Below are 13,027 nucleotides of genomic sequence, written 5' to 3'. Positions count from 1 at the left end.
GCCCAGGTAGGAAAATTCTCTAGGAAATGGAGGGGTTTTGCTTTATCAATAAAAAAGAACGGCAAGAAAAAATCTGTGCAATTATACGAACCAACGAAGTGCGTACACAAAAAGAATTGCGTGAATTATTAAAGAATCAAGGGTATGATATTACACTAGCAACCATTTCAAGAGATATACAGGAATTAAAAGTGAGGAAAGAGTATTCTTCAAATGGGGTAGAGAGTTATCATTTACCCAATAATGTAACAGAAAAATCAACGATTCAAAAGTTACAACAGTATTTTTCAGAAGCGATCTTATCCATTGAAGTGTCAGGTGTCTTTGTCATTATTAGAACAGATCCAGGCAATGCGAAAGCCATTGGATATATGATGGATTCGTTAGAATGGAAGCAACTAGCAGGTGTCATTAGTGGTGATGACAATTGTTTATTACTATGCAAAACAGAATCTGAAGCAGAAAAAGTAAAAAAGAAGTGTTTGGAAATATGGGGTAGAGGTAGAAATTAAACAATTGAATAGAAAAATATGGACTCCCATTTATTAGATGATAAAAGTTTTATTTGCGTTTTAAATTTTCAAAAACGATAGCGCATTACTTCATGCGCTTTTTATATACCCTTACTTTGTAAAAATGAGTAGAAATTACAAAGCAATAAAATATTGTTATAAGTTTTTACAAACAATTAATACTTGTGTATAATAAAATCAAATAATGGGGAGAGTTTCGTGAGATGACGATGTGTTAGGTTAGCTTTTTGTATGAAAATGAAATCATGATATTGCAATAGAGTAATTAGCTGCTGATTTTAAAATCTATCTTATATAACTGAGGTGAGCTTATGAAATCTTGCCACTTTGCTATTTTAAAATTGCTTGATAAAGAGGAAAGTAAGGTTTTGACGAGCGCTCAACTGGCTATGGAGATTAACGTAAGTCCGAAGACAGTAAGAACGGAAATAAAACATTTAAATATGATTCTTAGTGACTACAATATGTGTATTAAGTCATTACGGGGAAAAGGGTATATCTTAAAAGGGAAAGATAATAGGAAAATAAATGAATTGTTATCAAGTAATGTAAATGAGCGTCGCTCTCAAATCCCCGTAGATTCAAATGAAAGAGTAAATTATCTATTAGAGAAACTATTATTTAGTAATGGTTTTATAAAAATGGAAGATTTACATGCAGAGTTATTCATTAGTAGATCCACTTTACAAGGTGATTTAAAAAAGGTTCGAAAATTACTACAACTTTATGGGCTATTTATTGAACATAAACCCAACTTTGGTATGAAAATAGTTGGTGATGAAACGTTAATTCGCTTTTGTTTGTCTGAATACATTTTTAATCAGCACCCGTTACTTTTAAAGGAGCAAATGAGAAATATTTTATCGTTGAAAGAATTGACGATCATAAGAAATTCCATTATCGAAAATATCAGAAAATATAATATTGCTATTTCTGATATTAGTTTACATAATTTAATTATTCATGTATCAATTGCATACAAACGTTTGCTAGAACACAAGTCTGTTGAATTTATGAGAGAAAAAGTATATTCGTTATTTTATGAAAAAGAATATGAAGTAGCAAAAAAGATATTAGAGAGAATGGAAAGCGGATTAGGAATTAAATTTCCTGAAACAGAAGTTGCTTATTTAACTATTCATTTAAAAGGAGCCAAGCTGACTTCCACTCCTGATAACTTAAATTTTCAAAATATAGTTGATGAGAATATTTATTGTGTAGCAAAGCAGGTTATACAGGTCATTGATGATGCGTACGATTTAAAGTTAACAGGTGACGAAGAACTGCTAATAAATTTATGCCTACATCTTAAACCTGCAATTAGTCGATTTCGTTATCAAATGAATTTACGTAATCCAATGTTGGAGGAAATAAAAATGAAATATCCTCTTTCATTTGAAGCGGCATTAACAGGGGTTAGTGTAATAAATAAACGATTTAGTGTTCAGTTTAATGAAAGTGAAATCGGCTATATTGCGCTTCATATAGAGGCTGCATTAGAAAAGGCAAAACGCTCATATAAGGAGCGCAAGCGTAGTTTAATTGTTTGCGCTACGGGTCTGGGGAGTTCGCAATTGCTTATGCATAAGTTGACAAATATTTTTGGGAAGAAGCTTCATATTACTGAAACAGTAGAACAATATAACTTAACACGTTTAAATCTTAAAAATTATGATTTTATCATTAGTACAATTCCAATAAAAAATAAACTACCAATACCAGTTGTTCATATAAGTAGTATTCTTGGTAATATAGATATTTCTAAAATCGAGCGTATGTTAGATTATTCGGATATAAACTTACGAGAATTTATTTTTTCAGAGTTTACCTTTTTGCAACGTGATTTTCGAACGCCACATTCAATTATTAGATTTTTAACAAATAACGTAGTACAGAAAGGGCAAGCAGACACAGATTATATACAATCTGTATTAGAACGAGAGAGTTTTTCACCAACGAGTTTTGGTAATATGGTAGCAATTCCCCATCCACTAAAACCAGGAACAAATGCTACCTTTCTCTCTATATTAACTTTGTGTCGTCCCGTAAACTGGGGCGACAAATCTGTTCAATTAGTCCTATTGCTGAATATAAATAAAAATAGGAAAGAAGATTTGCAACCCATGTATCAATCTCTTGTCCATTTAATTGATGATAAACAAAAGGTCTTCCAGTTACTAAGGTGCAAGACGTATAGGAATGTAATAGAAATAATAAAAGAATAGCCTCAAAAGAAGCAAGTATTTTAGTTGAACGTATAGTTATTTATTACACTATAGGTGTATAGGTATAAAAGCTTAAAGGTTTATAAGAATAGAAAAGCTACAGATTCGCCAAATCTTATGGCAAAAGCTGTAGTTTTTCTTATGTTTCTAAAACATAACTTTATATCTATTGAAAAAGGGGAAAATTTTTAGGTCGAAGTGACTTTTTACCGTTACTAGCGGTAAAAGTGAAGCTCGATATGTATGCATTAACATATTATGATGAAGGTGAAATAAATTTTTAATTTAATATTCATAGAAAGGATGTTGATTTTCAATGACTGGATTAAAGATAGCGGTAATTGGAGGGGGCTCTTCCTATACACCTGAATTGTTAGAGGGGATTATTAACAATCAAGAACTTTTACGAGTAGAGGAGCTTTGGTTAGTAGATATAGAAGAAGGAAAACAGAAGTTGTCCATTATAGAAGGGTTAGTAAAGCGAATGATTCAAGCATCAGGACATTCAGTTAAAATTATTGCAACTTTCAATAGACAAGAGGCGATAAAAGGTGCAGATTATATTATTACCCAATTTAGAGTTGGGCAACTTAAAATGCGTCGATATGATGAATATATTGCTATAAAACATAGAGTAATCGGTCAGGAGACCACTGGAGCAGGTGGTTTTATGAAAGCATTACGCACCATACCAGTTATTTTAGATATTTGTAATGATATAGAGCAACTTGCTCCCGAAGCATGGCTATTGAATTTTACCAATCCAGCAGGCATTGTAACAGAGGCAGTATTAAAACATAGCGATGTAAAAGTTATTGGTTTATGCAATAATCCAATAAACTATTATAAAAAATTTGCAGCTATTTATAACGTTTCTATGAACGATGTTAGTATCAACTTCACAGGTATAAATCATTTACTTTGGCTGACTGAGTTATATATTAAAGGCGAGTCAAGGATCAAAGATGTTTTTCATGGGTGTTCAGATATTTATGAAGCAAAAAATATTCCTGACTTTGGCTGGGATCTTCAGTTCTTAAGATCTTTAGGTGCTATTCCATGTGGTTATCATAAATACTATTATCAGTCTGATCAAATTTTACAACAACAATTGGAAGAATTTAAACGAAATGAAACCCGCGCTGACCAGGTTCAAAAGATTGAGCGAGAACTATTTGCAACTTATCAAAACCCAAATTTAATTGAAAAACCAAAAGTCTTAGAACAAAGAGGAGGTGCGTACTATTCGGAGGCGGCTGTTCATTTGATGAAATCGATTGAGTTGAATACAAAAGAAGTGCATACATTAAATGTTCGTAATAATGGAGCAATTTCGTGTCTACCCATCAATGCTTGTATAGAAGTAAATTGTGTGGTGGAACGGCATCAGGTTACTCCATTGCAAGTAGGACAAGTTTCTCCGCAAATCAGAGGACTGTTACAACATGTTAAAGCATACGAAGAGCTCACTGTTGAAGCTGGGGTGAACGGGGATAAAGGCGTTGCCCATCAAGCACTGACATCACACCCACTTATTCCATCCGCTGAACAGGCGAAAACTATTTTAAAAGAAATGTTTTTTGTTAATAAAGAATTTTTACCGCAATTTAAGATTTAAGGAGGGAAACGTACAATGAAAATAACGTTGCTTTGCGCATTAGGGATGAGTACAAGTCTTTTGGTAGAAAGAATGAAGAAAGCGGCCAATCGAAGAGAGTTGGATGTGAAAATAGAAGCACATTCAGTAGAGGAGATAGATAGACAACTTAAAGATTCGGATGTCATACTCTTAGGTCCACAAATTCGCTATAAAAAAAAGGAATTATATAAAAAAGCAGAAGAGGAAAAGGTGCCAATAGCTATTATTGATATGCAAGCATATGGGGCAACAGATGGTGAAAAAGTGCTGGATCAGGCGCTTCACTTAAAAAAGTAATGATGAGGAGGGTGTATGGTGAATCGTTTTAATGAATTTATGGAACGTTATTTTATGCCAGTTGCAGGGAAATTAGCTGAACAACGTCATTTAAAATCAGTTAGAGATGGAATTATAGCAACAATGCCGCTATTAATTATTGGAAGCGTTTTTCTAATTATTTCATCTCCACCAATTGAATCGTGGGCTGAATTTATGAAACCCTATGCACAAACGTTAAGTATTCCGGTAAATGCTACCTTTGGTTTGTTAGGATTAATCGCAGTTTTTTCAATTGCATATAGTCTTGCGAAAAGCTATGGAATGGATGAATTATCTGCTGGTGTACTAAGTGTGGCTACATTTTTCGTCGCTACCCCTTTGACTGAAGAAGGAAATATACCGTTAAACTTAATGGGAAGTGAAGGACTATTTATTGCTATTGTTTTAGCCATTTTCACAGTAGAAGTTTTCCGTTTTTTTGAAAACAAAAACGTTGTTATTCGTATGCCTGAAGGGGTGCCCCCGTCAGTATGGCGAGCATTTACAGCTCTTATTCCCGGAGCGGTCATTATTTTTATAGTATGGGGAGTAGATTTATTGTTGCGTCACTTCTTCGATTTATCATTGCATGGAGTAGTCGCCGCTATTTTAAGGCAGCCTTTAGAAGCTATGGGATCAAGTTTGTGGGGAGCAGTTATTGCAATAATTCTTATCCATTTACTGTGGTCGTTTGGAATTCATGGCATATCCGTTGTAGCAAGTGTTATGGCTCCAATTTGGTATAGTTTAACAGAACAAAATGTTGCTGCACAACAGGCTGGTGAGGAACTTCCATATATAATTGGGCAACCATTTATGGCGATATGGTGGGCAGTTGGTGGTTCAGGCATGGCTTTAGCATTAACCATACTTTTTGTTTGGCGAGCTCGTTCGAGGCATTTAAAAGGATTGGGACGAGGCTCTATTTGGGCAAGTTTCTTTAATATAAGTGAACCAATCGTTTTTGGAGCTCCAATTGTAATGAACCCGTTGTTATTTTTACCTTTCATACTAGCACCATTAACAGTAGGTATTATCACGTATTTTTCAATGTCGCTTGGATTTGTAGGAAAACCTTATGTAATTGTTCCATGGACGACACCGCCTCCTTTTTCTGGAATATTGACAACAGGTGATTGGCGTGGTGGTGTATTAATGATGATCAATATTATTGTAGCTATCTGTATTTATTATCCGTTTTTCCGTTTGTACGATAAAAAACTATTAGAAGAAGAGCAAGCTAGTGAGTCAGTGGCTGCTACTACAGAAAGTTAGGAGTCTTATTATGGGTAACAATACAGTCAAACTTATTATAAATGCGGATGATTTTGGGCTTACGGCTGGTGTGACATATGGAATTCTATTTGCTCATCAATATGGCATCGTATCAAGTACAACTGTCATGGTTAATATGCCATTTGCCAAAGAGAGTTTAAAAGAAGCAAAAAAACATCCTAATTTGGGAGTAGGCTTGCATCTCGTTTTTGATGCAGGTCGTCCCGTCTTTGCTTCCCAAAGTAGTTTAACGAGTCATTCTGGATATTTTTTGAAAAAGGAAGGGTTAATGCAATCTGCTAAAAGAGAGGATATAAAAAATGAGGTCGAGGCTCAGCTTGATTTAGCACATAAATGGTATGGGAATATAACGCATATAGATAGTCATCATCACCTGCACCATCATTTTCCATTGTTACTGGATGTCGTTTTAGAGACTGCAAAAAACTATAATATGCCGGTTAGATTGCTTCCTGACACAAAGATATCGTATAAAATAGCGAGTCCAGATTATTTTTGTGGAGGTTTTTATGGGGAAGAAAGCGTTTCAATAAATAATCTTAAAGATATGATAACAAGTTTAAAGCCAGGAATTACAGAAATGATGTGCCACCCAGGATTTATGGATTCTAGTTTATACAAAATTAGCAGTTATAACAGTATGAGAATGATAGAAGTGGCTGTTTTAACTAACATCAAGTTGAAAGAACATATACAAAAACAATCTATTGAATTGATTCATTATGGAGGAGTCGCGGATGGACGTTGAGAATGCATCAATGAATATTATTTTACATGCAAGCAATGCAAAACAACATTTGTATGAGGCATTAAATCATGCTCGGGAGGCTGAATTTAATGCCATTGAATCTTCAATGAAGCTTGTTCATACTGAATTATTACAAGCGCATAAATTACAAACGAAGCTAATTCAAGAAGATACAAAGGGAGAGCTTGAAAATATCCCTGTCTTATTAGTTCATGCTCAGGATCATTTAATGTCTGTAATATCAGAAAAAAGCTTAATAGAAGAATTAATAATACTTCATCGAAATCAAAATGAACAAAGTGAAAAAATTAATCATTTAATGAATAGGATGTATGATAACTAAGTATCAACAATTGAATAAGGTGTACTTATGAAAATAGGGGGAAAAAGTTTCATGAAGCGGTTAAAAATATTACTCTCTTCATATATATTAAAAAAAGGAATGAAGGGGATTGAAAATTGATACCAGGTATTGAAGTTTTTTTAAATGAACATTTATCATGGGTAGAAGAGAAGCGAGTAGGATTAATTACAAATCATACAGGAGTTACAAGTGATTTAAAGAGTAGCATTCATTTATTATATGCACATCCAGAAGTATATTTAACGGCACTGTATGGTCCTGAACACGGTATTCGAGGTAACCGGGAAGCTGGAGAGTATGTGGAATCTTATGTAGATGAAAAAACCGGCTTACCTGTTTACAGTTTATATGGTCCGACTTGGAAGCCAAAAGAAGAAATGCTTGAGGATGTAGATGTGTTATTATTTGATATTCAGGATATAGGTTCCAATGTTTATACCTATATTTATACTCTTGGATTTGTTATGGAAGCAGCTGCAGAGTACGATAAACAAATAATTGTTTTAGATAGACCGAATCCAATTGGTGGTATGAAAGTGGAGGGACCGTTGCGATCAAAAGATGCAGTAAGTTTTATGGGGAGATTTTTACTCCCTGTAAGGCATGGGATGACGGTTGGAGAATTAGCTTTAATGTGGAACCAAGAATACAGTTTGGGAATAGATGTAAAAGTAGCTAAAGCTAAAAGTTGGAAAAGAAACGTGTATTTTTCTGACACTCATCTCCCCTGGGTTCTAACATCGCCAAATATTCCTACTGAAGAGACAGCTTATTTGTATACTGGAACGGAACTATTGGATGACACGTCACTGTCTACAGGGATTGGTACTACAAAACCCTTTGAATTAGTAGGTGCTCCATGGATTGAAAGTGAAGCATTGGCAGAAGAAATGAACAAACGTAATCTTGCAGGTGTTAAGTTTCGACCAGCTTATTTTACTCCAAGATTCGGAAAGTATAAGGGAGAATTAATTGGTGGGGTACAGGTTCATATAAGTAATATTTCAGAAGTTGACTTGGTTTCTTTAGGGTTAAACTTGCTTGATGCAATGAGAGATCAAAACCCAGAAAAATTTAAAATGAATGAGAGTTATGTTCATTTAATTGGAAATACTAAAGTACCTACTAAGATTATGAACGATCATCCAGTCAGTGAAATAATTAACTCGTGGCAAGAAGATTTGAATAAGTGGGTAAAAAATGTTCGTAATAAGTATTTAATTTATCCTCCTTATCCAGATAAAGCCAAACCTTACAAGCCATCAGGGGCGTTAGGGATTATGCCCTTGGATGTGGAAATGATTTTAGGTCAAAATGTGGCATTAGCTTTAAGAGGTTATGATAAAAATGGCAGAAAACTAGAGATTGATACTAGTTTAATTACTTGGACTACGTCAGGGAATATTGGGTATATAGAAAACGAGATATTTCATGCTGAAAAAGAAGGAGAGGGACAAATAACAGCAAAATATGGAAGCTATACAGCTAACCGAGAAATACTTGTTTCGGCACGCTATGTAAACAATATAAGGTATGGTATTCATTCTAACTATACTAGAGTTGTGTTAGATATAAATATGAGAATGAATGACTTTAAAATAGTTGAAGGGAAAAATACTTTAACTATCCAAATACCTTATGCAAAGATTTGTGGTGAGTTATTACAAGAAGGAGGCACCATTGAAATAAGCAATAGTCCTGTATTGTCATCTATTGAATATTTGAAAAAAGATACAATGTTCATTGCTGATTTTCATTTGCAAGAAAGAAAAGTGTTCTATGAAACGCCTGATTTTGCATCGCGGATAGTTGTTGATATAATGCATTAAAGTGAAGAGTGCGAATGTTTCATTTTTTCAACTGTAGACGTTGTTTTATTTATTAAAGTCTAAGTGAATACAGATCATGAGTTAATGTAAAAGCTAGTTGAGGGAATTATATTCTATTTGTTATCGTTGACTTCTATACATTCTTGTGCAATAATAATGACTATTATTATTTGGAAGAAAAGCGATGAAGAGAAGAGTAGATCAAGTGAATTCTTATACAGAGAGCTTCGGTAGCTGAAAAGAAGCAAGGAATAATTGATTGAACATGGTCTCTGAGCTGCATATCTGAGCTTTTAAGTAAAGGTATGACGAGATTTGACACTCGTTATCTATGTCATAGTATAAGAACATGTTGTCTATTGTTCCGTACTAATGGAGGCTATTCATGTGAATGATTAGTGAACAAAGGTGGTAACACGAGTATACCCTCGTCCTTTGACAATATTTATTGTCTTGGACGGGGGTTTTTGCATGAAAGGAAACACAAGATTTTTATAAATTTTGAAGAGAGGAAAAAAGTGATGAATATACTAATTGGTGGGGCTTGGCCATATGCAAATGGATCATTGCACTTAGGGCATATATCCAGTCTTTTGTCTGGAGATATTTTAGCGCGTTATTACAGAGCAAAGGGTGATCATGTACTATATGTGTCCGGGAGTGATTGTAATGGAACACCTATTACAATACGGGCCAAACAAGAGGGAGTGGAACCAAAAAAAATAGCCGATACGTATCATAAAGAGTTTAAACAATGTTTTGATCAGCTTGGCTTCACTTACGATTGCTATACACGTACAGATGCACAACATCACCATACCACGGTTGGAGAAATATTCACTACCTTAATGGAAAAGGGGAACATTTATCGCAAAGAGGTGGAACAAGCTTATTGTAGTACTTGTGAACAGTTTTTACCTGATCGTTTCGTAGAAGGTATTTGTCCACATTGTGGAAAAGAAGCACGTGGAGATCAATGTGAGCATTGCTCCAAGATACTTGAACCATTAGAACTGGTGAATAAAAAATGTAAACTATGTGGCAATTCACCTGTAACAAGAAACACAGAGCATTTTTATTTTAAATTGCGTACTTATCAACAATTATTGGAACATTACCTCAAAGATGTGAAAGAAAAGGGGACTTGGAGAGACAATGCACTTAAAATAGCAGAAAGATATTTACAGGAAGGCTTACATGATAGAGCAATTTCAAGAGACCTACCAGTCGGTGTACCTGTACCTGTTGATGGTTATGAGCACAAAAAGATTTACGTTTGGTTTGAAGCAGTTGCTGGTTATTATACCGCTAGTAAAAAATGGGCAGAGGATAATCAGAAGGATCATACTTCTTTTTGGGGGGAGGACGCGATCTCTTATTATGTTCATGGAAAGGATAATGTCCCGTTTCATGCAATTATTTGGCCTGGTATATTATTAGGTATAAATAAGCCGGCCCTTCCAACTTATATGGTTTCTAATGAGTATGTAACGATCGAGAAGAAGAAGCTATCTACTAGTAAAAACTGGGCGGTTTGGGTTCCGCACATGTTGGAGAAATATGACCCAGATTCTATACGGTATTTCTTAACAATTAATGCCCCTGAACATAGAGATGCTGATTTTTCCTGGCGTGAATTTGTCTATAGCCATAATAGCGAGCTGCTTGGGGCTTATGGTAACTTTGTGAATAGGAGTGTGAAGTTTATTGAAAAATTCTTTCATGGAGTCGTGCCTAAAGGACAGATTAATAAAGAAATGAAGTATCAGGTAGATGAGCTTTATCACCAAGTGGGTGAAATGATTGAGCACACTCATTTTAAACAAGCGCTAGAGTTAATTTTTGAATTTATTAGAGGTGCGAATAAATATTTTGATCAGCAAAAGCCATGGATTCAAGTAAAAGCTTCTCCTGAATATTGTCAAAATACGTTGAGAAGTTGTGTCTATATTATTGTCAATTTAGCTCAGTTATTACATCCGTTTCTACCATTTTCCAGTGATAAATTGAAACAAGCATTTAACATAGAGGAAATACAATGGAAAGCCATTGATAGTAATGATTCATCTTCTATAAACATTTCTGAACCGTTATTTGAAAGAATCGATGTCATTGTTATTGATAAAGAAATAGAACAGTTAAGAAAGCAATCCTCTTTATAAGGGGATTGCTTTCTTGTACGATAGGAAAGTACAAAAGTCTAAAGGTCTAGTATAAGAACTACGGCTTTCGCTAAAAGAATTGGCGAATACCTGAATTTTTAGAAAGCAAAGGTGAATAAAATGAGTGAATTCAAGCTAGGAATGAAGGAGAATTATGTTCAGTTTTTCTTATTAGTAATTACGAACTTGTTTGTTGGTTCAATGGTTGGGATAGAAAGAACCGTTTTGCCGATTATAGGCGAAGATCAATTCGGACTGGCATCAACAAGTGCTGCGTTGTCTTTTATTATCAGCTTTGGTTTTTCTAAGGCGATCGTAAATTATTTTGCTGGTCATATAGCAGATCGATTTGGTCGTAAGCAGGTGTTATTACTTGGTTGGATCGTCGGTTTATCTGTTCCTATGTTGATTATTTTTGCGCATGCATGGTGGGTTATCGTTTTTGCCAATATCTTACTGGGAATTAATCAAGGATTGGCTTGGTCCATGACGGTTAATATGAAAATTGATCTTTCCAAGTCGAATGAAAGAGGAACAGCAGTGGGGTTAAATGAATTCGCTGGTTATTCTGGAGTAGCTTTATTGGCAGCTATTTCAGGTTATGTCGCTTCTACTTATTCTTTGAGACCCGAGCCATTTTATATCGGAATAGGAATTTCGGTGGTAGGGATACTGTTATCATTAACTGTGAGAGATACAAGGCATCATATAGAGTTACAAATGAAGCAAAGCGCAGCTATGACAAATAGTGGAGGAGATTTATCATCGAGAAAAATCTTTCAATTAACTACATGGCAGGACAAGAATCTTTCAGCTATTAGCTTTTCAGGTCTATCTACTAATCTCAAAGATGGAATGGCATGGGGGTTGTTCCCATTATATTTTACTTCTGTTGGATTATCGGTAGCGCAAACTGGAACCATAGTTGCATTATACCCAGCTGCATGGGGGTTTTTTCAATTATTTACAGGAATATTAAGTGATAAAATTGGTAGAAAGAAATTAATTACTTATGGCATGTGGATACAAGCTATTGCGCTGTGGTTTATTTTGCTAGTTAGCAGTTTTTCACTATGGGTCGCTGGAGCTTTAATATTAGGTTTAGGAACGGCAATGGTTTATCCGACGTTGCAAGCTGCTATTGGTGATGTCGCTGCACCTAACTGGAGAGCTTCTTCAATGGGGGTGTATCGGTTTTGGCGAGATAGCGGCTATGCTTTTGGTGCGTTACTAGCTGGACTCATAGCTGATGTGATGGGGGTCGGCTGGGCGATAGGAATGGTAGCTTTATTGCCATTTTTAGCTGGTGTAGTTGCTAGAGTGCGTATGGATGAGACGTTGGATATGGAAGTGTGAATAATTAAGGAAGAAGGCACCAATATTTCTTTTGAAAAGGTAAGGTAACTTTAGGATTAAAATTATCAAATTTGAGGTAAAAAAAAGCCTAATAAGCGGCTTTCAACAAGTTTTCTAAGATTTAGCAGACGTTACATTTTCATTTTTAGCCTCTATATATAAAAAAGCTTGGCGATAAGCCAAGCTTTTTTTAAAAGATAAGAAAGTATAAAATTTGATGCTATGGCGTAACCAAATAACCGAATGAGCCCCGTCCGGCTCCAGTGCCCACCAACTAGGCGACTTCACTTCATTGCCCTAAGCTAAGTCACCATCGGTTCGTGCTAAATATTGAGGACGACTAAAAAACGGGCTTGCCTTAGGGCGTCGGCATACCCCTGATTTAGTGGCATGGTTCCTAAAACTTCAGTGGTTTCGTTCCACTCGCTACGTTGCTAAACGGGTGCTTGTGCCTTTGTTCCACTATAGGAAAGTATAAAAGTCTATAGGTTTATAGTATAAGAAAAACTACGCCATTCACCATAAGACTTGGCGACAAGCCAAGTTTTTCTAATGTG

10 protein-coding genes and 1 other annotated feature are annotated in these 13,027 nt (G+C 35.2%); all 10 genes read left to right on the top strand.

All coding sequences use genetic code 11. The features are described from left to right. The first annotated feature begins 26 nt into the window (after positions 1 to 26). The 10 genes from BUB45_RS10975 to BUB45_RS10930 all read left to right on the top strand — a co-directional run bounded on the left by BUB45_RS10975 (position 27) and on the right by BUB45_RS10930 (position 12,470). Positions 27 to 512, top strand: coding sequence for an arginine repressor (locus tag BUB45_RS10975; RefSeq protein ID WP_084723624.1), 486 nt, complete (start codon positions 27 to 29; stop codon positions 510 to 512). 332 nt (positions 513 to 844) lie between these two features. Continuing rightward, positions 845 to 2,758: a BglG family transcription antiterminator gene (locus BUB45_RS10970; protein ID WP_073008867.1), complete on the top strand. Its 1,914-nt coding sequence runs from the start codon at positions 845 to 847 to the stop codon at positions 2,756 to 2,758. Between the two features lie 316 nt (positions 2,759 to 3,074). Further along, entirely contained in the window at positions 3,075 to 4,376 is a 1,302-nt protein-coding gene (locus BUB45_RS10965) for a 6-phospho-beta-glucosidase (protein WP_073008864.1), read from the top strand. Between the two features lie 15 nt (positions 4,377 to 4,391). After that, positions 4,392 to 4,694: a PTS sugar transporter subunit IIB gene (locus tag BUB45_RS10960; RefSeq protein ID WP_073008861.1), complete on the top strand. Its 303-nt coding sequence runs from the start codon at positions 4,392 to 4,394 to the stop codon at positions 4,692 to 4,694. A gap of 18 nt (positions 4,695 to 4,712) precedes the next feature. Continuing rightward, complete coding sequence (celB, locus tag BUB45_RS10955) at positions 4,713 to 5,990, top strand: PTS cellobiose transporter subunit IIC (protein WP_212590766.1); 1,278 nt, start codon at positions 4,713 to 4,715, stop codon at positions 5,988 to 5,990. A gap of 10 nt (positions 5,991 to 6,000) precedes the next feature. Beyond that, positions 6,001 to 6,759 carry a ChbG/HpnK family deacetylase gene (locus BUB45_RS10950; protein ID WP_073008855.1) on the top strand — a complete coding sequence of 253 codons (759 nt, stop codon included), beginning with the start codon at positions 6,001 to 6,003 and terminating at the stop codon, positions 6,757 to 6,759. Then, positions 6,749 to 7,102 carry a PTS lactose/cellobiose transporter subunit IIA gene (locus BUB45_RS10945; RefSeq protein ID WP_073008852.1) on the top strand — a complete coding sequence of 118 codons (354 nt, stop codon included), beginning with the start codon at positions 6,749 to 6,751 and terminating at the stop codon, positions 7,100 to 7,102. Before BUB45_RS10950 ends, BUB45_RS10945 begins: the two co-directional genes overlap by 11 nt. A gap of 116 nt (positions 7,103 to 7,218) precedes the next feature. Continuing rightward, a complete protein-coding gene (locus tag BUB45_RS10940; RefSeq protein ID WP_073008849.1) occupies positions 7,219 to 8,952 on the top strand; it encodes an exo-beta-N-acetylmuramidase NamZ family protein in 1,734 nt (577 codons plus the stop codon). A gap of 175 nt (positions 8,953 to 9,127) precedes the next feature. Continuing rightward, positions 9,128 to 9,391, top strand: a binding site (T-box leader). A 55-nt stretch (positions 9,392 to 9,446) separates the two neighbouring features. Further along, a complete protein-coding gene (gene metG / locus BUB45_RS10935; RefSeq protein WP_280157440.1) occupies positions 9,447 to 11,114 on the top strand; it encodes a methionine--tRNA ligase in 1,668 nt (555 codons plus the stop codon). A gap of 120 nt (positions 11,115 to 11,234) precedes the next feature. Beyond that, positions 11,235 to 12,470, top strand: coding sequence for an MFS transporter (locus BUB45_RS10930; protein WP_073008844.1), 1,236 nt, complete (start codon positions 11,235 to 11,237; stop codon positions 12,468 to 12,470). Positions 12,471 to 13,027 lie beyond the last annotated feature (557 nt).

It is taken from the genome of Virgibacillus chiguensis, from assembly GCF_900129865.1.
Lineage (GTDB): Bacteria > Bacillota > Bacilli > Bacillales > Amphibacillaceae > Virgibacillus > Virgibacillus chiguensis.
Note: the sequence above shows the minus strand (reverse complement) of the source record. Positions and strands in the feature narration are given on the sequence as shown.